Annotated in this window: 23 protein-coding genes; 8 read left to right on the forward strand and 15 right to left on the reverse strand. The window is 63.4% G+C overall.

The window, feature by feature from the left end; translation table 11 throughout:
* Positions 1 to 4: 4 nt before the first annotated feature.
* The 3 genes from R3F42_04145 to R3F42_04155 all read right to left on the reverse strand — a co-directional run bounded on the left by R3F42_04145 (position 5) and on the right by R3F42_04155 (position 2,997).
* Positions 5 to 1,414, reverse strand: coding sequence for a DUF2130 domain-containing protein (locus R3F42_04145; protein MEZ5541216.1), 1,410 nt, complete (start codon positions 1,412 to 1,414; stop codon positions 5 to 7).
* Positions 1,415 to 1,425: 11 nt separating this feature from the next.
* Positions 1,426 to 1,770, reverse strand: coding sequence for a TfoX/Sxy family protein (locus tag R3F42_04150; protein ID MEZ5541217.1), 345 nt, complete (start codon positions 1,768 to 1,770; stop codon positions 1,426 to 1,428).
* A 183-nt stretch (positions 1,771 to 1,953) separates the two neighbouring features.
* Entirely contained in the window at positions 1,954 to 2,997 is a 1,044-nt protein-coding gene (locus R3F42_04155; GenBank protein ID MEZ5541218.1) for a CDP-6-deoxy-delta-3,4-glucoseen reductase, read from the reverse strand.
* Positions 2,998 to 3,067: 70 nt separating this feature from the next.
* Here R3F42_04155 and R3F42_04160 point away from each other — a divergent pair, with 70 nt between their 5' ends.
* Together R3F42_04160 and R3F42_04165 are read left to right on the forward strand one after the other, a co-directional pair.
* Entirely contained in the window at positions 3,068 to 3,937 is an 870-nt protein-coding gene (locus tag R3F42_04160) for an SDR family oxidoreductase (GenBank protein ID MEZ5541219.1), read from the forward strand.
* Between the two features lie 67 nt (positions 3,938 to 4,004).
* Entirely contained in the window at positions 4,005 to 4,829 is an 825-nt protein-coding gene (locus R3F42_04165) for a VPLPA-CTERM sorting domain-containing protein (GenBank protein MEZ5541220.1), read from the forward strand.
* On the opposite strand, the gene xth is transcribed toward R3F42_04165, so the two are convergent.
* The 3 genes from xth to prlC form a co-directional block, all read right to left on the reverse strand.
* The gene (gene xth, locus R3F42_04170) at positions 4,819 to 5,586 is read right to left on the reverse strand and encodes an exodeoxyribonuclease III (GenBank protein MEZ5541221.1); all 768 of its coding nucleotides are present in this window, start codon (positions 5,584 to 5,586) and stop codon (positions 4,819 to 4,821) included. The two genes, R3F42_04165 and xth, sit on opposite strands and share 11 nt — an antisense overlap.
* A 63-nt stretch (positions 5,587 to 5,649) precedes the next feature.
* Positions 5,650 to 6,021, reverse strand: coding sequence for a GxxExxY protein (locus R3F42_04175; GenBank protein ID MEZ5541222.1), 372 nt, complete (start codon positions 6,019 to 6,021; stop codon positions 5,650 to 5,652).
* Positions 6,022 to 6,165: 144 nt separating this feature from the next.
* Positions 6,166 to 8,202: an oligopeptidase A gene (prlC, locus tag R3F42_04180; protein MEZ5541223.1), complete on the reverse strand. Its 2,037-nt coding sequence runs from the start codon at positions 8,200 to 8,202 to the stop codon at positions 6,166 to 6,168.
* A 145-nt stretch (positions 8,203 to 8,347) separates the two neighbouring features.
* Here prlC and R3F42_04185 point away from each other — a divergent pair, with 145 nt between their 5' ends.
* Both R3F42_04185 and R3F42_04190 read left to right on the forward strand, forming a co-directional pair.
* Positions 8,348 to 8,911, forward strand: a complete 564-nt coding sequence (locus R3F42_04185; GenBank protein MEZ5541224.1) for a gamma carbonic anhydrase family protein — start codon at positions 8,348 to 8,350, stop codon at positions 8,909 to 8,911.
* A 198-nt stretch (positions 8,912 to 9,109) separates the two neighbouring features.
* Positions 9,110 to 10,501, forward strand: coding sequence for a VPLPA-CTERM sorting domain-containing protein (locus tag R3F42_04190; GenBank protein MEZ5541225.1), 1,392 nt, complete (start codon positions 9,110 to 9,112; stop codon positions 10,499 to 10,501).
* Between the two features lie 169 nt (positions 10,502 to 10,670).
* Here R3F42_04190 and aroE read toward each other — a convergent pair whose 3' ends face one another.
* Both aroE and hemB read right to left on the reverse strand, forming a co-directional pair.
* On the reverse strand, positions 10,671 to 11,492 hold the full coding sequence (gene aroE, locus R3F42_04195) for a shikimate dehydrogenase (protein MEZ5541226.1): 822 nt from the start codon (positions 11,490 to 11,492) through the stop codon (positions 10,671 to 10,673).
* 19 nt (positions 11,493 to 11,511) lie between these two features.
* A complete protein-coding gene (gene hemB, locus R3F42_04200; protein ID MEZ5541227.1) occupies positions 11,512 to 12,525 on the reverse strand; it encodes a porphobilinogen synthase in 1,014 nt (337 codons plus the stop codon).
* Positions 12,526 to 12,640: 115 nt separating this feature from the next.
* On the opposite strand from hemB, the gene R3F42_04205 reads away from it, so the two are divergent.
* Positions 12,641 to 13,210, forward strand: a complete 570-nt coding sequence (locus R3F42_04205) for a hypothetical protein (protein ID MEZ5541228.1) — start codon at positions 12,641 to 12,643, stop codon at positions 13,208 to 13,210.
* 3 nt (positions 13,211 to 13,213) lie between these two features.
* On the forward strand, positions 13,214 to 14,161 hold the full coding sequence (locus R3F42_04210; GenBank protein ID MEZ5541229.1) for a bile acid:sodium symporter family protein: 948 nt from the start codon (positions 13,214 to 13,216) through the stop codon (positions 14,159 to 14,161).
* 511 nt (positions 14,162 to 14,672) lie between these two features.
* Here the strand turns inward: R3F42_04210 and R3F42_04215 are convergent.
* From R3F42_04215 to R3F42_04245, 7 genes are all read right to left on the reverse strand, one after another.
* Positions 14,673 to 16,517, reverse strand: coding sequence for a pyruvate kinase (locus R3F42_04215; GenBank protein ID MEZ5541230.1), 1,845 nt, complete (start codon positions 16,515 to 16,517; stop codon positions 14,673 to 14,675).
* 162 nt (positions 16,518 to 16,679) lie between these two features.
* On the reverse strand, positions 16,680 to 17,609 hold the full coding sequence (hemF, locus tag R3F42_04220; protein ID MEZ5541231.1) for an oxygen-dependent coproporphyrinogen oxidase: 930 nt from the start codon (positions 17,607 to 17,609) through the stop codon (positions 16,680 to 16,682).
* Between the two features lie 22 nt (positions 17,610 to 17,631).
* The gene (locus R3F42_04225; protein MEZ5541232.1) at positions 17,632 to 18,183 is read right to left on the reverse strand and encodes an L-threonylcarbamoyladenylate synthase; all 552 of its coding nucleotides are present in this window, start codon (positions 18,181 to 18,183) and stop codon (positions 17,632 to 17,634) included.
* Positions 18,184 to 18,200: 17 nt separating this feature from the next.
* Positions 18,201 to 20,501, reverse strand: a complete 2,301-nt coding sequence (gene topA, locus R3F42_04230; protein ID MEZ5541233.1) for a type I DNA topoisomerase — start codon at positions 20,499 to 20,501, stop codon at positions 18,201 to 18,203.
* Positions 20,502 to 20,554: 53 nt separating this feature from the next.
* A complete protein-coding gene (locus R3F42_04235) occupies positions 20,555 to 21,028 on the reverse strand; it encodes a DUF494 domain-containing protein (GenBank protein ID MEZ5541234.1) in 474 nt (157 codons plus the stop codon).
* Positions 21,029 to 21,039: 11 nt separating this feature from the next.
* The gene (dprA, locus tag R3F42_04240; GenBank protein MEZ5541235.1) at positions 21,040 to 22,167 is read right to left on the reverse strand and encodes a DNA-processing protein DprA; all 1,128 of its coding nucleotides are present in this window, start codon (positions 22,165 to 22,167) and stop codon (positions 21,040 to 21,042) included.
* 81 nt (positions 22,168 to 22,248) lie between these two features.
* Positions 22,249 to 23,280: a LysM peptidoglycan-binding domain-containing protein gene (locus tag R3F42_04245; GenBank protein ID MEZ5541236.1), complete on the reverse strand. Its 1,032-nt coding sequence runs from the start codon at positions 23,278 to 23,280 to the stop codon at positions 22,249 to 22,251.
* 209 nt (positions 23,281 to 23,489) lie between these two features.
* Between R3F42_04245 and def the strand changes: the two genes are divergently transcribed.
* Positions 23,490 to 24,044, forward strand: coding sequence for a peptide deformylase (gene def, locus R3F42_04250; GenBank protein MEZ5541237.1), 555 nt, complete (start codon positions 23,490 to 23,492; stop codon positions 24,042 to 24,044).
* A gap of 74 nt (positions 24,045 to 24,118) precedes the next feature.
* Positions 24,119 to 25,051 (forward strand): methionyl-tRNA formyltransferase, encoded by a 933-nt coding sequence (fmt, locus tag R3F42_04255; protein ID MEZ5541238.1) that lies wholly within the window; start codon positions 24,119 to 24,121, stop codon positions 25,049 to 25,051.
* Position 25,052: the final 1 nt, after the last annotated feature.

Raw genomic sequence — 25,052 nt, forward strand, 5'->3', positions numbered from 1 at the left:
CCAATTATTCCTTATCGGAGGGTTCTGAATTTTTGAACTCCTCAAACTTGGCCGCCATCGTAGGATTGCGCCTGGTCAGCTTCTTGATTGTTACGTCCTGCGCCTTGTCATTTGCAAGACGAAGGTTCCGATCAGCTCCAAGCAGGGCGTCCCTGGTCTTCTGCAGGTGGTCGATTGATTTATCGATCTCTTCGATTGCTGTTTGAAAGCGTCTGGAAGCAAGGTCATAGTTCCTTGCAAATGCAGTCTTGAATGTTTCTAGGTCGTTTTCGAAGTTTGTTATGTCGATACTCTGCTCCTTAACGAGCGCAAGCTCTTTCTTGTATTCTAGCGATTTCATCGCTGCGTTCCGCAGCAGCGTAATGATCGGAATAAAGAACTGTGGCCGAACGATGTACATCTTCGGGTAGCGATGAAACGTGTCAACAATTCCCGTGTTGTAGAGCTCATTGTCGGGCTCGAGCAGGGAGACCAGCACCGCGTACTCGCATCCCTTCTCTGTACGATCCTTGTCCAGTTCCTTCAGAAAGTCCTCGTTCTTTTTTTTCGTTGCGGTACCGTCATTTTCGTTCTTCATTTCGAACATGATTGAAACGATCTCGGTGTTGGCTTCATCCGTGTCGCGAAATATGTAGTCACCCTTGCTACCTGTTCGTGCGTCATTATCCTTCTCGAAATATGCCCTCGGAAATGCCGTGGCGCGAATGCGGTTAAACTCGGTCTCGCAGTGCTGTTCAAGGGTTTCGCCAACCATCTTTGTTGACAGGCGGGCCTTCATGTCCCGTAGGCGCTCGATCGCGTCATCGCGATCCTTTATCTGCGTCTCGTACTTGTCCTTCAGTGATTTCTCAGCGAGACGTTTTTCAAGCTCCACTCGCTCAAGGCTGTTCCTGAGTCCGTCGCGTTCCTTCTCGACAGCGCTTACTGCGTCGGTGATCGCGAGTTTTTGCGCAACCTCGCTGGCGCCGAGCCTGGCCTTCAAGTCCTGGATCTCGGAGTCTTTCTTCGCGGCAACCTCCTGCAGTTCCCTGGAGAGCCGCGTGTCGGCAAGTTCGGTAGCGGCCTGCTTGTCGCGCTTTGCCTGTTCAAGTTCGCTGGCAAGCGCGTCGCGTTCCTTTTCCACGATACTTCGAGCCTCGGCCACGGCAAGTTTCTGTGCGACCTCGCCGGCATCAAGTCTTGCCTTCAGGCTCTGGATTTCGGCTTCCCTGGCTGCGGCAGCCTTCTGCATCTCGATGCTGACCTTGTTCCTGGCGAGCTCAACTGCATTACGCTTGTCCTGCTCTGCCAGCTCAAGCCGCTCGTGCAACTGTTGCTCAAACTCGACGTCGCGGACCTGCTTGAGAATATCCGCATACCCCGCTTCGTCAATTTTGAATGCTTTTCCGCAGTGCGGGCAGATGATTTCGTGCACCAGTAATTCTCCTATGATTTTTGAGAAAGCCCCGGCTTCATCCCCCGCAAGGCGGCCTCGAACGCCAGGACAGCCCAATCCCTGGCCGTGCCGGGGTCGTCGAAGATCGCCTCCGGGGCCATATAGTAGGACAGCGCCACCTGCTTGCCGCCACGCGCGTACTCGAATGGCCGCAGGCCCAGCCGGGTAAACGCCGCGACCGATTGCGCGTCGGCCTTGAGGTACAGCACGTCATCCGCCACGAGCGCGAACATCAGGTCGGCATGATAGATCCCGTAGCCACCGAACATCCGTTTGGCATGTACGGGTCCGAAGTGTGCGAACACTTCGGATAAGTTATCAACGAATTCGCTCATGCGCGGGCATGACGGGGTAGGCTTGTGCGCAAGCCGTTCCTGCGGGGCTGTGGCGGGGTCGTGGCATGTAGCAGAGGGAGAATTGAAAATTCTCTGTGCGCACCGTGGCAATCATATTTTTAGCGCCCTTGCGTCTTGGCGCGAAACAGCCAATCGCTGCGTTTCCGTGCGTGCCAACGCGTTTCAATCCTGCCGTAAGCCCTTGATGCTTTCCGCGACTGCCGCGTACTCGAACGCATCCGAGAAGAACCGGGATGCGTCCAGCCCGTGCTGCATGAACAGATCATGCCCCGCGTGCACCATCACCGGCGGCCCGCTCATGTACACATCGTACCTGGACAGGTCGGGATAGTGCCGGATCACCTCGTCGGTCACGAACCCAGTCGCACCCTGCCAGTCATCGCCCGCCTGCGGCTCCGACAGCACCGGCGTATAATTGAAGTTCGGGTGGTCCTGCAGCCACTGCTGCGGCAGGGCATCGAGATACAGATCGCGCTGCGCACGCACGCCCCAGAACAGATGCAGCGGCTTATCGATGCCGGTCTCGAAGGCGTGTTCCAGGATGCCCTTGATGGGCGCGAAGCCGGTGCCGCCGCCGATCAGGATGGCCGGGCGGTTGGATTCCTCGCGCAGGAAGAAGGTGCCGAGCGGGCCGCGGATGCGCCACATGGCCTTGGCCTTCATGCTGTGAAAGACCTGCTCGGTGAACAGGCCGCCCTCGACATGGCGGATGTGCAGCTCAATGAATTCGTCGTCGTGCGGCGCGTTGGCGATGGAGAAGGCGCGCGGTTCGTGATCCTTGATCAGCACGTCGATGTACTGGCCGGCGAGGAACTGCATGCGGTCGTTGGCCGGCAGCTTGAGATAGATGCGGATCACGTCGTGCGCCAGGTGCTCGAGCTTCTCCACCCGGCACGGCAGGGTCTTGACCTCGATGTCGCGCGCGGCATCGACCTCGCGCACCGCGATCTGCAGGTCGCTGGTGGCCCGTGCCTGGCAGAACAGTGCCTTGCCGGCCATGGCATCCGCCTCACCCAGCGCCGGCGGGTTGCCGTCCGGGTAGCTGACCGTGCCGCTCGCCACCGTGCCCATGCACGCGCCGCAGGCGCCGTTGCGGCAGCCATATGGCAGAATGATGCCCTGACGCAGCGCGGCATCCAGCACGCGCTCACCGTCCTCGACGGTGAATGTGTGGCCGCTGGACTGGATGGTGACACGGTAGGCCATGGGCTTGATCGGGAGTGAAACGGGCTGGCATTGTCGCTGATTTGGTATGGAAGATAAACCGGATAAACCTGTGCTTATCGTGGGTTGCGGCGATATCGGCCGGCGCGTGGCTGTCCTGCTGCAGGCAGCCGGAGCGCGCGTGATCGGGCTGGTGCACAGCCGCAGGAGCGCGCAGGCGCTGACCGATGCGGGCATCGACGCGCTGGTGCGCGACCTCGACGCCGACCTGCCGCTGTTCGCCGCCGGCAGCCGCGACGTGTTCTATTTCGCGCCGCCGCCCGGTACGGGCGCGACCGACCCACGCATGACGCGCGTGCTGGCGGCGTTCGCTGTACCGCCGCGGCGCATCGTCTATATCAGCACCAGTGCGGTCTACGGCGACTGCGCCGGGGCTTGGATCGACGAGAACCATCCTGTCGCGCCGACCACGGCGCGTGGCCGGCGCCGGCTGGATGCCGAGCGGCAGCTTGCGGCCTGGGCCGGCGCGCACGGGGTCGAGTGGATGATCCTGCGCGTACCGGGCATCTACGGCCCGGGCAAGCTGCCGCTGGAACGGTTACGCCAGGGATTACCGGTGTTGCGCGCGGACCAGGCGCCGTATACCAACCGCATCCACGCCGATGATCTCGCGGCCATCTGCATCGCGGCCATGACCGCGACGCGAGCCGATACCGTCTACAACGTCAGCGACGGCCATCCCAGCAACATGACCGATTACTTCTTCCGCGTCGCCGACGCCGCCGGACTGCCGCGTCCGCCGGTGGTCGATCGCGCGCAGGCGGAGGCCGTGCTGAGTGCGGGCATGCTCTCCTTCCTCAACGACTCGCGCCGCATGCACAACGACAAGCTGCTGAAGGAACTGGATATAACCCTGCAATACCCGGATCTGGACAGCGGACTGGCCGCTTGTTTCGGGGCACGGGCGAATGCCGGAGATTAGCGCATGGCGGCGAACGGCGTTATCCTCCGGTAACAGCTCGATAGAATAAAAAAGGGAGGACTGCATCATGTCTCGATATGTCACATTGATCCTGCTACTGCTGACACCATTCGGCAAGGTCTGGTCGCTGCCGGTGAGCGCACTGCCCGGGCAGTTGCAGGACTGCATGTTTTCGAACTTCACATGTGTCGTTGGCTTAACAGCACCCGTCTTTTCGACCGGCAATATGGAGGCTTACTTCTACATTGACCTGAGTTCAGGAGCGGATACGACGGGCTATGCGTTGCGCTACACGCTCACGCCGCCTTCAGGCAGGTATTCGTTCGATCAGCAGCTGCTACCCTTTGCGGGTGATGTCTGGCTGACGGTGCAGGATACCTACGATCTTGCCGGTGATTCCAACCGGATAACCATCTACACCGATACCGTAAGCCCGCAGCCCACGAATCTGCTGTTCGGCGACAGCAACGGGCTGGATATCGCGATCGATCTGACCAATGACGCTTTACTGAGCGGGGCTGGCGCCGAGCGCACCTTTTTCATCGATTCAAATTTCAACTCAGAGATACAAGGCAATATGAGGTTGCTGGGTGACTTCGGCCAGGATGCCCTATCGCTCTGCCTGGCAGCAGGGTGCGGGTCCAGTGCCGTGCTCAACCTGATCTATCTGCAATACCAGGACCTGGGCAACGGCCAGGCGCAGCTGTTCTTCAACCCGAATGATCCGCGTGCGCTCCTGTATGAGATCGTGACAGGATACGATGAAGCGCCTGAAAACGGCGGCAGCCTGGATAGCCAGTCCTTCTACGTGGTGCCGTTGCCGGCGCCGGTCTGGCTGATGCTGTCAGGCCTGGCTGTTCTGGGCGGCACGGTTCGGCGCGTCAGCGGCTGAATTCGGCAACCACGGGCGTGTGGTCGGAGGGTCGCTCCAGGCGGCGCGGTCCCTTGTCGATCGTGCAGGCCGTGCATTTCTCCGCCAGGGCCCGGCTCGCCAGGATCAGGTCGATGCGCAACCCCATGTTGCGGCGGAACGCCGCGGCACGGTAGTCCCACCAGCTGAAACTCTGCTCCTCCTGCTCGAAGCGGCGGAACACGTCGGCCAGCCCCAGGTCGAGGATCTTCTGCAGTGCCTCGCGCTCGGGCGTACTGCACAGGATACGTTCGCGCCAGGCCTCGGGGTCGTGCACGTCGCGGTCCTCGGGGGCGATGTTGAAATCGCCCAGCGCGATGAAGCGCGAGTGTGTTTCGAGCTGCGCGCGGATATGTTCGGCCACCCGCCCGAGCCAGTGCAGCTTGTAGTCGTACTTCACACTGCCAACCGCCTCGCCGTTGACCACGTACAGGTTCAGGATACGCACACCACCGATACTCGCACCGAGAATGCGCCGCTGCGGATCGTCCAGCCCGGGGATATCGGTGATGATCGCGTCGGCTTCCTCACGACTCAGGATGGCGACGCCGTTGTAGGTTTTCTGCCCCGAGTACACGACGTGATAGCCGGCCGCGCGGATGTCCTCGGCCGGGAAGTTCTCGTCGGTGAGCTTGGTCTCCTGCAGGCACAGGATGTCGGGCTGCGCCGTCGCGACCCAGTCGAGCACCTGCGGCAGGCGTACCTTGAGCGAGTTGACGTTCCAGGTGGCGATTTTCATTTTTCTCCTCGCGCAGAGACGCAGAGGGGCGCAGAGATACGCTGAGCTAAAAAGGCCATTGTCTTATAATCCGTTTGCCAATCTCGTGCGGACATTCTTGATCAGGTCGGTGTTGAAGTTTATCAGAAGCCCTGGTTGATAACCCGAGCGCCACAGATATGTCAGCAGTTGTTGCTTGTGGACGTTCGTGATTGCATCGGCTGCCTGAAGCTCGACGATCACCCTGTTTCCTATCAGCATGAGCGCATTCGGTATCACAAGGCGCTTGTATGCTACGGCCGGCGCTGTCTGCCTTGTGATGGCAAGTTTCCGCTCCCGCAGTTCGTGGACCAACGCCGCTTCGTAAACGGATTCGAGCAATCCAGGCCCAAGGATGGAATGCACTTCACACGCGGCGTCGACAATGGCGCCGGATAACCTGCTTTCACTCAGCATGGCAGAAAATACGGATGACCAGCGGGTGGCACATCCATATTTCTGCCTGATTGAAGCAGACGCTGTCAGGCTATGCCGTGAATACCAGCAATAGATTTCCTCTGCGAATCTCAGCGTCCCTGCGCGAGGCTGTTGTTACCGGGCCTACGCCGCCAGCCCGGAATGGCGCAGTAGTGCATCGATGGTCGGTTCGCGGCCGCGGAACTCCACGAACAGTTCCATCGGTTCGCGCGAGCCGCCCTGCTCGAGAATGCTGCGCAGGAATTTCTCGCCGGTCTCGCGATCGAAGATGCCGCTTTCCTCGAAGGCCGAGAAGGCGTCTGCGGAGAGCACCTCGGCCCACTTGTAGCTGTAGTAGCCGGCCGCGTAGCCGCCGCCGAAGACGTGGGTGAAGCTGTTCTCGAAGCGGTTGAAGTCCGGTGGTTGTACCACCGCGACTTCCTTGCGTACCCGCTCCAGGGTCTGGCGGATGCGCGCGCCCTTCTTCGGGTCGTAGTCGCGGTGGATGTGGAAGTCGAACAGCGCGAATTCCAACTGGCGCAGCATCTGCATCGCGGTCTGGAAGTTCTTCGCGCGCATCATCCGCTCGTAGAGTTCCTGCGGGATCTTCTCGCTGCTCTGGTAATGCCCGGAGATGAGGTCCAGCGCGTCGCGCTCCCAGCACCAGTTTTCCATGAACTGACTCGGCAGTTCCACGGCGTCCCAGGCCACGCCGCTGATGCCGGAAACGGCGGGATAGTCGATCTGCGTGAGCATGTGGTGCAGGCCGTGGCCGAACTCGTGGAACAGCGTGATGACTTCCTCGTGCGTGAACAGCGCGGGGTTATCGCCAATGGGCGGCGAGAAGTTGCAGGTCAGGTAGGCGACCGGGATCTGCACACCGCCGGTCGTGGCGCGCCGGCTGATGCACTCGTCCATCCAGGCGCCGCCGCGCTTGTGCGGGCGCGCGTACAGGTCCAGGTAGAACTCGCCGCGCACCGCACCGTGCGCATCGCGGATGCGGTAGAAGGTGACGTCCTCGTGCCAGGTGTCGACACCTGCCACCTGCTCGATCTGCAGTCCATAGAGGTAGCCCACGATCGCGAACAGGCCCTCGACCACGCGCGGCTCCGGGAACCAGGGCTTCAGCTCTTCCTGCGAGATGGCGTATTTCTGCTGGCGCAGCTTTTCCGAGTAGTACGGGATGTCCCATGCCTGCAGGTCGTCGACCCCGTGCTCGTGAGCGTACTGGTGTACCGCCTCGAGCTCGATCTCGGCCGCGGGCTGAGAGCGCTGCGCCAGGTCCTGCAGGAAATCGATGACCTGGTCGGTGGACTTCGCCATCTTGGTGGCCAGCGAGCGCTCGGCGTAGTTGGCGTAGCCGAGCAGCCGCGCGGCCTCGTGACGCAGCGCCATGATCTTTTCCATGGTCGCGCCGTTATCGTACAGGCCTGCGGTGGGGCCGAGCTCGGAGGCGCGGGTGACGTAGGCCGTGTAGAGTTCCTTGCGCAGCTCGCGATCGTCGGCGTAGGTCATGACCGGATAATAGGAGGGGAAGTCCAGCGTGAGCACCCAGCCGTCCAGTTCACGCTGCTGCGCGTTCTGGTGCGCCAGGGCGCGCGCGCTCTCCGGCAGACCAGCGAGGCGCGCCTCGCCGGTGATGTGCTTGTGCCAGGCATTGGTCGCGTCCAGCACATTATCGCTGTACTTCGAGGTCAGCTGCGAGAGCTCCTGCATGATCGTCTTGAAGCGGGCACGTTTTTCACTGTCGAGCTCGATGCCGGAGAGGCGGAAATCGCGCAGGGCATTGTCGATGACCTTCTTTTGCGCCGTGTCCATGCGCCGGTATTCATCGCCCTCGGCGATCTGCCGGTAGGCGCTATAGAGCCCCTCGTGCTGACCGAGCTCGGTGCCGTACTCGCTCAGCAGCGGCAGGCATTCGTTGTAGGCATGGCGCAGCTGCTCGCTGTTGACCACGGCATTCATGTGACTGACCGGTGACCAGGCCCGGCTGATACGGTCGTCCATCTCGTCCAGCGGCTCCACCAGATTGTTCCAGGTGTAGGTCGTATTGGCGGCGAGCAGTTCCTCGACCAGCGCCCTGCCCTCGGCGAGCAGGCCGGCAATGGCGGGCTTCACATGTTCCGGCCTGATCTCGGAAAAGCGCGGCAGGCCGTCTGTGATCAGCAGGGGGTTGGTCATACCGTGGCGTCCTCTCGGTTTCTGTAACTGCTGCTTAGAGCAACTCTAGCATGGCTTCCTTGCATGCGCCTATCCAATGCCTGTAACGTTGCCCGCCTGCAAGGACCGGCCCGGTAGCCGGTAACCCTGATCTTAGAGGTGGATTGTGACGGTACGGAATTTCGAGGACAGTGCGCCGCAGATCGCGCCCAGTGCCTACATCGATGCAAGCGCGCTGGTGATCGGCGCCGTGACCATCGGCGAGGATGCCTCGCTCTGGCCCAAGGTGGTGGCGCGCGGCGATGTCAACACCATCGCGATCGGCGCCCGCACCAATATCCAGGACGGCACCATCCTGCACGTCAGTCACGACAGCGAGTTCGCGCCCGGTGGTTTCGCCCTGAACATCGGCGCCGATGTGACCGTCGGTCACCAGGCGATACTGCATGGCTGCACGGTCGAGGACCGATGCCTGATCGGCATGGCAGCCACGGTCATGGACGGTGCCGTGGTGCGTTCCGGGGCCATCGTCGGGGCCGGCAGTCTGGTACCGCCCGGCCGCGAGCTGGAGGGCGGCTATCTCTGGGTGGGTTCGCCGGCACGCCGGGTACGCGCGTTGCGCGCGGGCGAGGCCGCTTTCCTCGACTACTCGGCAGCCCATTATGTACAGCTCAAGAACCGGCACATGGCCTGCGTTGGGAGTCAGGTAGCAGGCCGGCCCGGTCCCTAACGTCCTTGTTACCCGAGGCTGTTTAAACTATAGTTCTGCTTCAGTTGTATATGCGCCAAGCGCAATAACAAAAATTAAATATACTAATATAACGATATGGAGGTTGTGCTCATGTGCAGGGCATGCACCACACGGCGAGCCTGCTCGGGGATGCTCGCTGTTCTGGCCCTGGTTTTCGCGGCGCCTCAGGCACGCGCAGTGGATACGGTCCTGTGTGCGGGTGTCGCTCCCGGCACGAGTCCCTGCGAACTGCCCGGCGCGAATTTCCCGTCCGGCTCGCTCACCCTGTTCGGCAATCCCGGCGGCGACGTGCTGATCGTCGATAACGGCCAGACTGCGCTGCTCACGACCGCCAGCGATTACTACAATTTCGGCACGATCCGGAACCAGGGCAATCTGGAACTCGGTAATGCCAGTCTCGCGGTGGTGCCCTGGCTCCGCATCATGGGCCCGGGTTCGATGCTGGACAACTTCGGTGCGACCGACAACCTCTCCACGATATATGTGCAGGATAATTTCACGCTGAGCAGCGGTGCGCCCACCGGCCCGGGCAGCATCTACAACCGCAGTGGTGCGGTGTTCAACAATGGTCTGCCCGACGGTGTCGGTGGCTACCTGTACGGCGACATCGACGGCTACGACGGTGCCACGCTGACGAACGATGGCACCTTCAACAACTATTCCCTGCTGTACCTCGACAGCACCTCGGTCCTGATCAACCGGGGCGTGCTGACCAACTATGCGCCCGGCACAACGGACGGGGCCGACATGTTCATCGAGGGCACGGTGACGAACAGCGGCACCATCCACAATACCGCCGGCGCGGCCATGGAAATCAGCGGCACGCTGCACAACGCGGCAGGCGGCCGGATCGTCAACGACGGACGCTTCGATGCCTTTGCCTCTGGCCCCGGTGTGGGAAGCTTCACCAACGAGGGCGCGGTCGAGATTAGCGCCGGCGCGACCGGTCCTGCGCCTGTTGCATTCAAGCCGGGGCGGTTTCTGCAGACGGCCGGCTCGCTCAGCGTCGACGGTCAGTTCGTCCAGAGCAAGTTCGACATCCAGGGCGGCCTCGTAACGGGTGGTGGCATCATCGATACCACCAATAGCGACGTGGTAGCAGGCAATCCCACGGTTTATATCGGACCCGATGCGATCCTGCTGCCGGGTGGCGTCGACAATACGCTGGAGATCGTCGGTAACGTGACGATCGATGGCGAACTGATTATCCAGCTCGCAGGTATCGGCCAGGGTACGGTCCTGCAAATCACGCAGGATCCATTCGCAGGCAGCAATTCGGGTAATCTGGATTTCAACGGCACACTCACCGTGCAGCTGCTGAGCGGGTTTACCCCCAGTAGCGGGGATACGTTCGATTTGCTCGATTACGTTATCGCAGCAGGCAATATCACGCTGGGGGATTTCACCTTGAATCCTGACGCGAACATGCCGGGCTTTAGATGGGTCTTGTCCGGGAATACTACCTTCCAGCTCGTCGCTGTACCGCTGCCGGCCGGGCTCTGGCTGTTCCTCTCCGGCCTCGCCGCGTTTGCCGGACTTTGGCGCCGGCAGGCGCTGGCAACCGCCTGATCCGGCACCGCTGCGCGGGGCCGATACACGCTGCGCAAATCACAGCCGGTCGTGGGCACCGCGCCATTATTCGCGCGGCGGGGTGTTGCCTGGCATCGATGGAAGCATGTTTCGGGCGCCTGCCTGATATGGCTGCGTAATGGTGGCAAGACCGCTGGGGCCAGGGATACTACCCGTCGCTGCGCAGCGCCGCGATTACCGCTGCCGTGTCCGGGCGCACGCCGCGCCAGAGCCAGAAGGCTGCCGCCGCCTGTTCGACCAGCATGCCGAGACCGTCCATGACCTGGCGCGCGCCGCGCGCCTGTGCCCAGCGCATGAACGCCGTGGGCTCGCTGCCGTACATCATGTCGTAGCAGCGGGTCGTGTCGCCGACGACGTCATCGGGTAATGCCGGCACGGCGCCGGACAGACTGGCGGCGGTGGCGTTGATGATGACATCGAAGCTCTGCCCGGCCACCGCATCGAGTCCGCAGCCCTCGATGCGGCCCAGCGTACAGAAGTGGCGCGCCAGTTCCAGCGCCTTGTCTGCCGTGCGGTTGGCGATCACCAGCAGCCGCGGCTTTTCGTCAAGCAGCGGTTCGATGACACCGCGTGCGGCACCCCCAGCACCGAGCAGCAGGATGCGGCTGGCGGCCAGCGTCACGCCATGATTCCCGCGCAGGTCGCGCACCAGGCCGATACCGTCGGTGTTGTCGCCGTGGTGATTGCCGTCCGGGTGCAGGACCAGGGTGTTTACCGCACCGGCACGTTCCGCGACCGGGCTGCGGCTGGCCGCGAGTCGCCAGGCCTGCTCCTTGAACGGCACGGTGATATTGACGCCTTTGCCGCCGGCGGCGGCAAAGTCTGCAACGGCCGCCGCGAAGCCGTCCAGCGGCACCAGGATCGCGGTGTAGTCGAGCGCCTGCTGTGTCTGGCGGGCGAACAGGCTGTGGATGCGCGGCGATTTGCTGTGGGCGATGGGGTTGCCCAGGACGGCGTAGTGGTCGGTCATGGCGCCCGCCCGGGGCAGATTATTCCGCGAGCCAGCGCGCGGCGTCGAGGGCGTAGTAGCTCAGTATCGCGTCGGCACCGGCGCGCTTGATGCAGAGCAGGGCTTCCATGACCACGGCGCGTTCGTTGAGCCAGCCGTTGGCAGCAGCGGCCTTGAGCATGGCGTACTCGCCGCTGACCTGATAGGCAAACACCGGCACACCGAAGTTGTCCTTCACCCGCCGCACGATGTCGAGATAGGGCATGCCGGGCTTCACCATCACCATGTCGGCGCCCTCCTCCAGGTCCAGCGCCACCTCGTGCAACGCCTCGTCGCTATTGGCCGGGTCCATCTGGTAGCTGTACTTGTCGCCGGCGCCGAGGTTGGCGGCGGAACCGACGGCGTCGCGGAACGGGCCGTAGAAACTGGATGCGTACTTGGCGGCGTAGGCCAGGATACGGGTATTGCGGTGGCCGGCCGCTTCCAGCGCCGTCCGCACCGCGCCGATGCGGCCGTCCATCATGTCGGAGGGCGCGACGATGTCGGCCCCGGCTGCGGCATGCGAGCACGCCTGCCTGACCAGCACCTCCACGGTTTCGTCGTTCATGACATAGCCTGTGGCGTCGATGAGGCCGTCCTGCCCGTGGGTGGTGAACGGGTCGAGGGCGACGTCGGTGATCACGCCCAGCTCCGGTACTGCATCCTTGAGTGCGCGTACCGCACGCTGCGCCAGTCCTTCGGGATTGTATGCCTCGCGGGCATCATCCGATTTCCGCTCCACCGGCGTGACCGGGAACAGGGCGACGGCGGGAATGCCCAGGCCGTGGAGCTCGCGTGCCGTCTGCACCAGCAGGTCGATGCTCAGGCGCTCGATACCCGGCATGGAGTCCACGCGCTCGCGCTGACCCGTGCCCTCCAGGACGAAGACCGGGTAGATGAGGTCTGCGCTGGTGAGCGTGGTTTCCTGCATCAGGCGCCGGGAAAAGCGGTCGCGGCGCATGCGGCGCATGCGGGTGGCGGGATAGCGCCCACGGTTGGTGATGTAATCGCTCACGGTACGGCTCCTGCTGGTAGATACGGAAAGTGTACCGTGCCGCGCGGTTGCGGTCAGGCCCTGCGCCGCAAATGTGGCTATTCCGGCCGACAGGCTGCGTGTAAGCTGGTTGTGCATGGCTAACCACGCAGAAAACCACACTGTTTTGGATGCGTTACCGGCCGGGCCGCTGACCCGCCTGCTCACGGGTACGGACTGGAGCCTGGCGGACTGGTATGCCGTACCGCTGGCACCGGCGCTGGCGGCGCGATTGCTCGCTGCGACCCGGGACGCGTTCACGGCACGCCTGCTGGGCGGCGCTTCGCCGGTGACGCTGCGGGTGCTGCAGCAGATCGTGCAGTTCGCGCTGGATGGTACGGTCGGTGAGGCCGTGACACACACGGCCGGGGCGCGCGAACATGCGCTCGGGGAACTGGTTCGCGGCCAGCTGCTGGCCAGCCGCAAGCTGCAGCCGGCGATGACACACCTCGAACGTGGCTTCCGGCTGGCGGCGCCATTCCTGGCGACGGCCGACTATTTCCGCCTGCTCCATGAACACGAGCTGCTCGCCTGCCTGCCCTATGGCGCAACCCCCGCGGTGGCACAGGACCTGCCCGCCCTGCTGAACGAGGCGGCCGTCATCCGCCGGCTGCGACAGGGCGACCGGCGCCGGCCTGTCTTTCCACACACGGATACCCTGGGCTAGGGCATGGCGCTGACGGTCGCCATCTGCCGTTTCATAGCCAACCAGATGGCGCCGATCACCCTGCTCGGTGCCGTGGTTGCGTATCTGTACCCGCCGCTGTTTCTGGTGTTCCGCAACAGTTTCCTGTGGTTCTTTGCCGCCACCATGTTCGCCATGGGTGTGGTGCTGGACAGGGACGAGCTGCGCGAGACGCTGCACAAACCCGGCCGTATCGGGCTGGGCGTGCTGACCCAGTACAGTGTCATGCCGGCGCTCGGTTTTGCCGTGGCGCTGCTCGCCCCCCTGCCCGAGGCGCTGCGGCTCGGCCTGATCATCGTCGCCTGCGCGCCCGGGGCCATGGCCAGCAACGTGATGGTCTACCTGGCCGGTGGCGCGGTGGCGTTCTCCGTGGCCATGACCACGGTGGCGACCTTCCTGTCCCCGGTGCTGACACCCCTGCTGGTGGAATGGCTCGGCGGGGCGTTCCTGGATATCCCGTTCTGGCCCATGACGAAGACCATCGTCCTGACCGTAGTCCTCCCGCTGGGGCTGGGCATGCTGTTGCGCCCCCGCCCGGGGCGCCACCTGGTGCTGGCCCGGACCCTGGCGCCGGCGGTGGCGGCGGTCGCGATCGTCATCATCTGCAGCTATGCCGTGGCCGCCAACCAGGCCCGCCTGGCCGGGGTCGGCGGCTGGCTGGTCGCCATGGTGGTCCTGCTCAATGCGCTGGGCTACCTGGCCGGCTGGGGGCTGGCCCGGCTGTATGGCTTTGATCCGGAACACCGTTTGACGCTGGCCATCGAGATCGGCATGCAGAACGCCGGACTGGGGGTGGCCCTGGCCCTCAGGCACTTCACGCCCGAGACCGCCCTGCCCGGCGCGCTGTTTGCGTTCTGGTGCATTTTGACCGCCGCGGGAGCCAGTGCCTGGCTGCGCCGTCGACGCACCGAAACGGTGCGCGCACAATATTAAAATATATTAATTTCAGTAAGTTACTGATTCTTCGTCCGGTCTGCAAAAACCGGATTTCCGTCTAAAGGTTCCCCCCCCTGCGTCGATAGCCTAAGCAAGAGCGCACGCACACAGTGCCTTCAGAAATGGCCCCGGTGGCCCGGTTTCATCTCTGAAGTTGTTGTCATAGCACTGTGCATTGAAGGGCTCCTCCGACGCTGAAAAGCGTTTTCAACCCGCCGCAAGGCGGGTTTTTTTTTGCCTACAGGGATGTAGGTACGTCGCGGAGCGCAGGGAGGCGCGGGAGCGATGTCTAAACGCTGATCCGGTGGTGAAGAGGGGCGCGAGAACGATATGCCTGTAGGTACGGCCGCTCCGGGCATCCTGACTTGTCGCGGCACTCGTACGTCCCTCGGCAACTGCTCCTGCGTTGCTCTACCTCCTACATCCCTGTAGTCGTGTCCATCGTCGCGGGAATGATATCGATTAACTCTGTGTGCCCTGTGGAGACAGGGATGAATCCGGTCCGCACTCACCAGTGGAGTTGCCGTAGCCGGGAAACTTTCTTGTACAGATGGGCGTCCATGCGCGTCAGGATATCGTTGAGTACGCCGACGGCATCCGTGATGTAGGCACCCTTGTTCAGCATCACGCACTCGGCACGCACGCTCATCCCGGCGTCGGTGATTTCCGGGCGCGCGATCACGCCCTTGCGCGCGAGGGTGTCGAGTACCTGGGTCGCCCAGATGACCGGAATCCGCGCGGCTTCGCAGATCCACAGGATCTCCTCCTGGATTTCCGCCATCCGTACACTGCCCAGCTCAACAGCCAGGTCGCCACGGGCGATCATGACACCCAGCGCGTGCTGGCCCAGGGTGCCGAGCAGGAGGTCGGGCAGGTTGCTCACGGCTGCGGCCGTTTCGATCTTCAGCACGATCGGCAGTCCCGGGTTGGCGCGGGCGGCCAGTTCATGGCGCAGCACGTCGATGTCGCCGAGGGTGCGCACGAACGAGAAGCCGACCATGTCGGCATGAGCGCAGACGAAATCGAGGTCCTCCAGATCCTTGGCCGTGAGGGCCGGCAGGGAGAGCTCGGTATCCGGGAGGTTGATACCCTTGTCGCTGCGTACACGTGCGCCTTTCGGCCCGGCATGCGTGACCTCGAGTAGTGCCCCGGCAGTATTCGTCTCCACCACCCTGCAGCCGATCTTGCCGTCGTCGATCCAGACACTGGCGCCGGGCTGCAGCTGGCCGACGATGGCGGGATGCGTGCAGCCGATTTCGGCAGGACGGACGGGCCCGATAGTCGTCGCAGCGCGTCCCGGTTGCATATCGCGACGCAGCAGCAGCCGGTCGCCGCACTGCAGGCGAATCACCTCGGGTTTGCCGCTGAATGGCCCGATCCGGTAACTGTCGCTGGCGATGAACTGCTTGTCCTGTGACACGCCCTGCCAGCGCAGGCGGGTACCGGGGGTGACGTAGGCATTGCCGTCACACTCGGCCAGCCAGGCGGCGTCGGCGAGCGGTTTGGTTATGCGCAGCACGCGGTGCTTTTCGCGGGCGTCCTCGAAGTGCAGCGAATGTCCCGTGCGTAGTTGCCGGGCGAGTTCAGCATCGAGCGGCAGCCGGATCTGCTCGGGATATTCGGTGACCGCCGCCGTGGTGGCGGGTGTGAGCACGACCCGTGCCGGCTGGATCATATGACCGTAGTCATCCCGACGAATCTGCAGGTGCCGGACGGCCGGTCCGGGCCGGATGGGCCCGGTGCGGATCTTGTGCCCGGCGAGGTCCATGAAGACTGGAATATGGTTGCCGGACTCGCGTTCCGCGGCGCGCACGCGATCGATCATCCGTTGCCAGGTGGCCGGGTCGTCGTGGGCGCAGTTGATGCGGGCGCAGTCCATGCCCCCTGCCACCAGTTCCCTGACGAGGTCATCCCGGGTCGCCGCTGCCGTCGGCAGCGTGACCATGATGCGGGCATAGCGGTTACGGCAGCGCCTGCCGAACAGGTGCTCGGTATTGTGTTCGAGTCGTCCGGCACCGTCGCCGGCAGCCGTCGCAGGCGTACCGCAGCCGGTATTGCCGCCGAGGATGGCGATGACGCGACACAGGTTGGCGCGTACCTCGGCTTCGCCACGGCCCAGGGACGAGAGGCCGGCGGCAACCAGGCGCGCCTGCAGGGGCCGCAGGTCATGGCTGCGCAGGCCGAGATAGTCTGCCAGGTTGCACGCGTCGTCCGTGAATCCCTGCGGATAGCGTGCGCGATACGGCGCCAGACGCTCGTTCGACCGTCGTACGACGTCAGCGTAGAGTGCGGAGAGTTCCTCGAGTAGACCGGCCTGCGTTCTGGTCGCGGCCGGAACGGCTTGCGTGGGCATGGTGACGGTGCCTGCAACGGCATGCTGGATACACTGCAGGAAGCTTAGGCCAGCGCTGTTACAGGATCATGACAGCCGTATGACAATGCGCGGTGTGCCGCGTACGCTAGCGGGGCCGTGCCCCGCTACAGCGCGTACCCGCCATGCGTCGGGCAACCGCCGTTAGTCTGCCAGCCAGTCGCGTGGTTTGAGGAAGACCTCGTAGAGTTCCGCTTCCGGCGTGCCCGGTTCCGGGTGCCAGTTGTAACGCCAGTTGACCTCTGGTGGCAGCGACATCAGAATGGCCTCGGTACGGCCGCCGGACTGGAGACCGAACAGGGTGCCGCGATCGTAGACGAGGTTGAATTCTACGTAACGGCCGCGCCGATAACGCTGGAAATCCTTTTCGCGGCTGCCGTAGTCGATGTCCTTGCGCCGCTCGACGATCGGCAGATAGGCCGGCAGGTAGTGGTTGCCGATGCTCATCATCAGAGCGCAGGAGTATTCGAAGCCCTTGTCGTTCAGATCGTCGAAGAACAGGCCGCCGACACCGCGCGGTTCGGCGCGGTGTTTGAGATAGAAGTAGTCGTCGCACCATTGCTTGTAGCGCGGATAAACCTCTGCGCCGAAGGGAGTGCAGGCTTCCTGGGCGAGGCGGTGCCAGTGCTGCACGTCCTCGACGAAGCCGTAGTAGGGGGTTAGGTCGAAGCCACCGCCGAACCACCACACCGGCTCGGCACCCGCCTTTTCCGCCACGAAGAAGCGGACGTTGGCATGGGAGGTGGGTACGTAGGGATTGTGCGGATGGATGACCAGAGACACGCCCATGGCCTGGAAGCTGCGTCCCGCCAGTTCCGGGCGGCTCGCCGTTGCCGAAGGCGGTAGGGCCGCACCGTGCACGTGCGAGAAGTTGATGCCGGCCTTTTCGAAGACGGCGCCGCCCTCCATGACGCGCGAGCGTCCGCCACCGCCTTCGGCGCGTTCCCAGGAGTCCTCGATGAAGGTGGCGCGGCCGTCGCTCTGCTCGAACGCCTTGCAGATGGTGTCCTGCAGACCGAGCAGGTAGTCACGCACCTGCTCGATGTGCTGTTGGCCGATGGCGGTTGCGGTCATGGTCGTCGTGCTGTTAGCCGGTTCAGTGCCTGAGTATATTGCCGGTGATGCCGTCACGCACGCTGCTTGGCGTGTTGCTGGCGGTGTCGTTGCCATGCAGGATGTAATCCAGCTGCCCGTCAAACGCCCTGCGCACGTCCAAAGCAGTGGTTGCCGGTGGCCTGCCGTGCAGGTTGGCGCTGGTGGATACCAACGGGCCGCCCCAGCGGGTACAGAGCGCGGCGGCGACCGGATGGTTGGTCACCCGCAGCGCCAGGCTGGCGTGGTTCCCGGTGAGCCAGGACGGTGTGTCTGGCATGCAGGGCAGCACCCACGTGACCGGCGGGCTAGCGGGGCTCGCGAGGCGCCGGCGTACGGCGGGCGTGAGCGGCGTCAGCAGGGGTTCCAGCTGCTCGACGGCGGCTGCGATGAGGATGACCCCGTGACGGATGCCGCGTTGCTTCAGTGCGAGCAGGTGCAGCACGGCGGCGGCATTGAAGGGATCGCAGCCGAGGCCGTATACCGTCTCGGTGGGATAGGCAATGACACCACCGGCCTGCAGTTTCCGTGCTGCCTCCCGTATGTGCCAACTCATGCCTGCAGCCGGGGTGCTCAGGACTGTTCCGCCTCGGCCGCGGACTCATCCCACGGTTCGGAGAATTTGCAATCCTGCTGGGGGCAGACCCGCTGGGTACCGGAACGCTTGGTGGTCTTGACGGTGGTAATCGGCCAACTGCACGTCGGGCAGGGCAGTGCCAGCGGCTCGTTCCAGATCGCGTAGTCGCATTCCGGATAGCGGGAGCAGGAATAGAAGATCTTGCCGCGCCTGGATTTGCGTTTGAGCAGGTTGCCCTGTTTGCACTGCGGACACTGTACCCCGGTGTCGGCCGGCTTCTCCAGCGGTTCGATGTACTTGCAGCTGGGGTAGCTGCTGCAGCCGATGAACTTGCCGTAGCGTCCACTGCGGATGATGAGATCGGAACCGCACTCCGGGCAGGTGCGCCCTTCCACCTTTTCGGGTTCGCTGCTGCCGCGCTCGTCGTCGACGTTGCGCGTGTAGTCGCACTCGGGATAGCCGCTGCAGCCGATGAAGCGTCCGCGCCGACCGAGCCGGATATTGAGCGGCTTGCCGCATTTCGGGCAGGTTTCGTCCGTGGCCTCGGTGGTGACGTCGCTGCGCGACACGCTGGTTTCCTTGTCATCCACCAGGTGCTTGAACGGTTTCCAGAATTCCTGCATCACCGGCACCCAGTCCTTCTCGCCCCGCGCGACCGCATCCAGTTCGTCCTCGAGGCGGGCGGTGAAGTCGTAGTCGACGTACTGGGTGAAATGCTCGGTCAGGAACTTGCTCACGACACGGCCGACGTCGGTCGGGTAGAAACGCTTGTTTTCCAGGGTTACGTATTCGCGTGCCTGCAGCGTCGAGATGATGGTGGCATAGGTCGACGGCCGGCCGATGCCGTATTCCTCCAGTGCCTTGACCAGGCTCGCTTCCGAATAGCGTGGCGGCGGTTCGGTGAAATGCTGATCGGCGCGGATGTCCTTCAGTTCGCAGCTGTCACCCCGTTCGAGCGGCGGCAGCAGCTTCTCCTCGCCGTCGGATTTCTTGTCATCCTCGCCTTCCTGGTAGACGGTCATGAATCCCGGGTCGACCACGACCGACCCGGTGGCGCGGAAGCGGTTGCCCTCGCCGCAGCCGAAATCCACGCTGACCGTGTTGATCGTGGCATGGATCATCTGGCAGGCGACGGTCCGTTTCCAGATCAGTTCATAGAGCTTGAGCTGCTCCGCGCTCAGGTACTGTCGAATCTCGTCCGGTGTGTTGCGTATGGACGTGGGTCGGATCGCCTCGTGTGCCTCCTGGGCGTTTTTCGCCTTGGTCTTGTAGACACGTGCCTCCTGCGGCAGCGCTGCCTTGCCATAGCGTTCGGGTATGAAGGCGCGCAGTTCGTCGAGTGCTTCCTGGGCGAGGTTGACCGAGTCGGTGCGCATGTAGGTGATCAGGCCGATGGTATCGCCCCCGATGTCCATGCCTTCGTAGAGTTGCTGCGCGACGCGCATGGTGCGGCTCGCGGTGAAGCCGAGTTTGCGCGATGCCTCCTGCTGCAGCGTGGAGGTGGTGAACGGCGCGGCGGGGTTGCGCTTGCGCTGTTTCTTCTCGACCTCCTCGACAACAAGCCTGCCACCGGCGGCGGCAAGCAACGCGGTCCGCGCCAGGGTGGCGGAACCGCTGTCGCTGATGCTGAACTGTTTGAGTTTTTCACCGTGCAGATGGGTCAGCCGTGCCACGAAATCCTGCCCGTCGCGATTGAGGTCGCCTTCCAGCGTCCAGTATTCGCGCGGCTTGAAATTCTCGATCTCGATTTCGCGCTCGACGATCATGCGCAGCGCCGGACTCTGTACCCGTCCTGCCGACAGGCCGCGGCGCACCTTCTTCCACAGCAGTGGCGAGAGATTGAAACCGACCAGGTAATCGAGGGCGCGGCGCGCCTGTTGTGCATTGATCAGCTCGGTGGACAGGTCGCGGGCATGCTCCAGCGCCTCGTTGACCGCGCGCTTGGTGATTTCGTTGAACACCACGCGGTGCACGGACTTGTCCTTGAGCGCCTTGCGCTGCCGCAGCAGCTCGCACAGGTGCCAGGAGATGGCCTCGCCCTCGCGATCGGGGTCGGTCGCGAGATAGAGGGCATCGGATTTCTTCATGGCCTTGACGATGCTGTCGACGTGCTTGGCATTGCGCTCGATCAGCTGGTACTTCATGGCGAAGTCATGCTCGGTGTCGACGGCGCCTTCCTTGGGGACGAGGTCGCGCACATGGCCGTAGGAGGCCATCACGTCGTAGTCCTTGCCGAGGTATTTCTTGATTGTCTTGCACTTCGCGGGTGATTCGACAATGACGAGATTCTTGCTCATTGCTGTCGTATGCGAGTGGGCCGTGCGGCCGGCATCTTGGGGTGCGCGCGCTGTCAGTGCAGGCTGCGGGCGGAATTGTCGAACACCAGATCTTCCACCCAGGCATAGGCCGCTTCCTCGCCCGGCTGGTTGAACAGCACCATCATGACCACCCACTTGATCTGGTCGAGATCGAGATCCCCGCTTTCCAGCGCCATCGCGCGGTCGATGGCCAGCTCGCGGGTTGCCGGATTTAGCACGCCCATCTGTTCCAGAAACAGGATGAAGCCGCGGCATTCCGTATCGAGGTGTTCCATTTCACGGGCGGAGAACAGCCGCATCGAGCGCCCGGTCTGCGGGGCTGCCGCCACGGGATCGCGGGTGAGGCCTTCCATCCAGCTGAAGGCCTGATCGATTTCCCGGGTCGGGAAGCCGGCCCTGCTGAGTTCCTGCTCGACGCTCTCGCGGTCCGGTGCCAGCGGACTGTCGTCATCCATATAATAGTTCTCGAACAGATACATGAGGACGTCGAAGACGTTTTCTTTCATCAAAAAACCTTTTATCTCAATCGGTTGTATATTCCGCCCGGGCTGGCGGCGATGTGGCCGTTCAGTTCGAGTTGCAGGAGCATGGAGGAAACTTCGGCCGGCGTCAATCCGCTCTCCGTGACGAGGTGGTCGATGGTGTTGCTGTTAAATCCCATGATTTCAAGAAGTTGCAGATACTCGTCGGCAAGATGTGCGGGCGGTTCGGCCGCCTCCGGGATAGCCTGGGAGAGGGCCATGCCGGCGCCGGCAAGCGGGCCCAGCTCGTCGATGATGTCCTGCGCGGTTTCGACGAGTTTGGCACCCTGGCGAATCAGGGCATGGCAGCCGCGTGAGAGCGTGTTGTGTATCGAGCCCGGGATGGCAAAGACCTCGCGGCCCTGCTCGACGGCGTGGCGCGCGCTGATAAGGGAGCCCGAACGCAGTGCGGCCTCGACCACCAGCGTGCCCAGACTGAGTCCGCTGATGATGCGATTGCGGCGCGGGAAATTTTCTGCCAGCGGCGGGGTGCCGATCGGGAATTCCGCTATCAAGGCGCCCTGTTGCGCGATGGCATGTGCCAGTGCGCGGTGCCGGGCGGGATAGACCCGGTCGAGGCCGGTGCCCATGACGGCAATGGTGGCCGCGCCCGCATCCAGCGCGCCCTGATGGCTGGCGGCGTCTATGCCGAGTGCCAGCCCGCTGGTGATCACCAGGCCGGTGGCACCCAGATAGCGGGCGAAATCGCGCGCGGTACGCTGACCGACCGGCGTTGGATTCCGGCTGCCCACCATAGCCAGCTGCGGTTCCCGCAGCAGCCCGGCATCACCGTGCACGTACAGCAGCGGCGGCGCATCCGGCAGCTGTTCCAGCAGCGGCGGCCAGAGCGGGTCGTGGCAGGTGATGATCCGGTTGCCTGCCTGTTGCGCCCAGTCGAGGTCGCGTTCAATCGCACTCCGGTCGGGCTGGTTGAGCGCGTCGAGGGTGTGTTGCGACAATCCCAGATGACGGAGTGCGTCCGGCTCTGCGGCGCGGACGGCAGCCGCTGTGCCGAATCGCGCGAGTAGTTGCCGGAAGCTGACCGCACCCAGGTGCGGCGCATGATAGAGGGTGAGCCAGTCGGTGAGTTGGCTGGTGTCGGGTGCCTGAGGGTGCGCGGGCATGGTATCCCAGTATAACTGGGAATCCGCGGCCACCCTGTCATCCCTGTGCGATCGCACAGGGATGAGCCTGCCTACCCCGGATCAGGGGGTGCGGACAAAGTCGTTGACGTGAATGGCGCGGGTCGCGGACATGATCAGTCCGAGACTGACCTTGTCGAAGGTGCGGAAGATCATGACCACGCCGGCTTCCTCATCCGGCAGTCTGACCGTCTTGCCGTACTTGCTGCTGACAGGATCTTCGATCACGTCGCCCTGCTGGAACACCCGCAGTACATGGCCGATTTCCATACCTTCCCGGGTGCCCAGGTCCAACGCGACGACGTTGAACTGGCCTATTTCCGTGACGCCGTCGATCACCGAGATGATGTGGCCCTCGGTGCCGGCCGGTACGGCGTGTGGCTGGAAGTGGACCACCGGATCGGAACGATCGGCCGGCCGCAGGCGGTCTCCCACGCGCACCTCGCGGGTGGTTTCCGTCAGCTTGACGGTCGTCGGGTCACCGAAGCTCTGCACCGGACCGCTACCGGCATAGAGTGCCTCGTAGCCGAGAATCTCGCCGGTGTCGGGGTCGATATAGGGGCCGCCGGGCTTGTAGACGTCGAACAGGGTGTAGTCGCGGCTTTCGATGCCGCGCACGTAGATCCGGTCTCCGGCGCCGGAGATGACGTGTTCGTCCGCGGACTGGACCACGTACGGGCTGTTTTCCATCTCGTCCTTGTCGACGACGATCACGCGGGTGAGAAACTGCTTGATGGCATCCAGCGGGATTGTCGGAATGGCATTTTCCAGGCTCTCGGTGCGGATCTGCGGTGATAGCTTCACGTCCCGACCGCGGGTCGCTTGGATCTGCGGCCGGCCGTCCACATATACCAGGTTGAGGATGTCGCCGGGATAGATCAGGTGGGGATTGGCGACCTGCGGATTGACATACCAGACCTCCGGCCACAACCAGGGGTCGCGCAGGAATCGGGCCGAGATGTCCCACAGCGTGTCACCCCTGACGACCACGTACTGATCCGGGTGATCGGGATTAAGCACCACGTCCGCAGCGATCAAAGTGCCCGTGGTCAACAAGGCGGCGAGTACCATTGCGAGCAGTTTCTTGGTTGACATAGGCATCCCTTTGCGTCGAGTTACTTGGCGATTCGGTTCCAGTATCCCAGTGCCTGGCTACACTGATGACGGGCGGCGGCAGGAATGCCGCGAGTTTAGCGGAAATTCCACGTAAAACAAAACGTTTTGTCGTTCGATGGACACAGCGACGTTGCCTTTTGTGGTAGAGTATATTAGATACAAATTTCCTGATTCGTGACGACAATCACATGGCCATTCTCACTATTCTGCACTTTCCGGATCCTCGCCTGCGCACGGTAGCGCAGCCGGTTGCACAGGTCGATGACGCTGTTCGGCAACTGCTCGATGACATGCTCGAGACCATGTACGCGGCACCCGGTATCGGGCTTGCCGCCACACAGGTAAACGTCGCCAGGCGGATCGTCGTCATCGATATATCGGAAGATAAGAACCAGCCTTTATATCTGGTCAACCCGGAGATAGTGGATCGGGACGGGATCGAGGAAATGGAGGAGGGCTGCCTGTCCGTGCCCGGTGTCTACGAACTCGTGCAGCGCGCCGATCGCGTCAGAATCAGGGCGCTGGGGCGAGACGGCGAACCCTTCGAACTGTCTGCGGAGGGACTGCTCGCCGTTTGCATCCAGCATGAGATCGATCATCTGGATGGCAAGCTGTTCGTCGATTACCTGTCCCAGTTGAAGCGCACGCGAATTCGCAGGAAGCTGGAAAAGGAGCAGCGTCAGGCCGGCCAGCCCGAGCAGCCGGGTGCGGGCAACGCCAAGCGTGTCACCCAGGAACTCTAACCCGAACCTCCCGGCAGCGATCCGGTGTATCTGTCCCGACGGGATTCCCAGGCGCCGGTGCGCAGGTACGTGCGATGAGGGTTGTATTTGCCGGCACTCCTGAGTTTGCCGTTCCCGCGCTGCAGGCGCTGCTGGACAGCGCCCATCAAGTGGTGGCGGTGTATACCCAGCCCGATCGCCCTGCCGGCCGGGGCCGTCACACCACCGCCAGCCCGGTCAAGCAGCTGGCGCTAACCCATAGCCTGCCCGTGTGCCAGCCTGCGACCCTGCGCGCGCCCGATGCGGGTGCGGCGCTGGCAGCGTGGCAACCGGCACTACTGGTCGTGGTTGCCTACGGGTTGTTGCTGCCGCCGGCAATACTCTCCATTCCGACCCTGGGCTGTATCAATATCCACGCCTCGCTGCTACCGCGCTGGCGCGGTGCGGCGCCGATCCAGCGTGCGATCCTGGCGGGCGATACCGAGACGGGTGTCTGCCTGATGCAGATGGAAAGCGGTCTGGATACCGGGCCGGTCCTTGCCTGTGCGCGCTGCGGGATCCAGTCGGACGACACGGCCAGCCGGCTGCATGACCGATTGGCGCAGATGGGCGGCCGGCTGCTCGCGGACAACCTGGACGCGCTGGCACAGGGCGGTCTCCTACCCCAGCCGCAGGACGCAGCACGTGCAACCTATGCGCGCAAGTTGGAGAAGGCGGAGGCGCGCATCGACTGGAGCGAGAGCGCCGAAATGCTGGCGCGCAAGGTGCGAGCCTTTAATGCCTGGCCGGTCGCCGAGACGCGCTGGGGCGGCCGGCAACTGAGGATCTGGGAGGCGCAGGCACAGGCCGGTACGTCGGACGCCGCGCCGGGTTCCGTCGTGTCGGCGACCCGGGAAGGTATCGATGTGGCCTGCGGCAGTGGTCTGTTGCGTCTGCTGACGGTGCAACTGCCCGGGGCGCGCCCCGTTCGTGCGGCCGATTTCGTCAATGCGCACGCCGTTGCCGGTACCCGCCTTGGGACGGACTGAT

The organism is Pseudomonadota bacterium (assembly GCA_041395565.1).
Lineage (GTDB): Bacteria > Pseudomonadota > Gammaproteobacteria > UBA9214 > UBA9214 > UBA9214.

Excerpts from the sequence above, each read along its gene's own strand:
- R3F42_04150 (MEZ5541217.1), bottom strand. The coding sequence starts at position 1,770 with ATGAGCGAATTCGTTGATAACTTATCCGAAGTGTTCGCACACTTCGGA.
- R3F42_04155 (MEZ5541218.1), bottom strand. The coding sequence starts at position 2,997 with ATGGCCTACCGTGTCACCATCCAGTCCAGCGGCCACACATTCACCGTC.
- R3F42_04165 (MEZ5541220.1), top strand. The coding sequence starts at position 4,005 with ATGTCTCGATATGTCACATTGATCCTGCTACTGCTGACACCATTCGGC.
- xth (MEZ5541221.1), bottom strand. The coding sequence starts at position 5,586 with ATGAAAATCGCCACCTGGAACGTCAACTCGCTCAAGGTACGCCTGCCG.
- R3F42_04175 (MEZ5541222.1), bottom strand. The coding sequence starts at position 6,021 with ATGCTGAGTGAAAGCAGGTTATCCGGCGCCATTGTCGACGCCGCGTGT.
- prlC (MEZ5541223.1), bottom strand. The coding sequence starts at position 8,202 with ATGACCAACCCCCTGCTGATCACAGACGGCCTGCCGCGCTTTTCCGAG.
- aroE (MEZ5541226.1), bottom strand. The coding sequence starts at position 11,492 with ATGACCGACCACTACGCCGTCCTGGGCAACCCCATCGCCCACAGCAAA.
- R3F42_04205 (MEZ5541228.1), top strand. The coding sequence starts at position 12,641 with ATGGCTAACCACGCAGAAAACCACACTGTTTTGGATGCGTTACCGGCC.
- R3F42_04210 (MEZ5541229.1), top strand. The coding sequence starts at position 13,214 with ATGGCGCTGACGGTCGCCATCTGCCGTTTCATAGCCAACCAGATGGCG.
- R3F42_04215 (MEZ5541230.1), bottom strand. The coding sequence starts at position 16,517 with ATGCCCACGCAAGCCGTTCCGGCCGCGACCAGAACGCAGGCCGGTCTA.
- hemF (MEZ5541231.1), bottom strand. The coding sequence starts at position 17,609 with ATGACCGCAACCGCCATCGGCCAACAGCACATCGAGCAGGTGCGTGAC.
- R3F42_04225 (MEZ5541232.1), bottom strand. The coding sequence starts at position 18,183 with ATGAGTTGGCACATACGGGAGGCAGCACGGAAACTGCAGGCCGGTGGT.
- topA (MEZ5541233.1), bottom strand. The coding sequence starts at position 20,501 with ATGAGCAAGAATCTCGTCATTGTCGAATCACCCGCGAAGTGCAAGACA.
- R3F42_04235 (MEZ5541234.1), bottom strand. The coding sequence starts at position 21,028 with ATGAAAGAAAACGTCTTCGACGTCCTCATGTATCTGTTCGAGAACTAT.
- dprA (MEZ5541235.1), bottom strand. The coding sequence starts at position 22,167 with ATGCCCGCGCACCCTCAGGCACCCGACACCAGCCAACTCACCGACTGG.
- R3F42_04245 (MEZ5541236.1), bottom strand. The coding sequence starts at position 23,280 with ATGTCAACCAAGAAACTGCTCGCAATGGTACTCGCCGCCTTGTTGACC.
- def (MEZ5541237.1), top strand. The coding sequence starts at position 23,490 with ATGGCCATTCTCACTATTCTGCACTTTCCGGATCCTCGCCTGCGCACG.
- fmt (MEZ5541238.1), top strand. The coding sequence starts at position 24,119 with ATGAGGGTTGTATTTGCCGGCACTCCTGAGTTTGCCGTTCCCGCGCTG.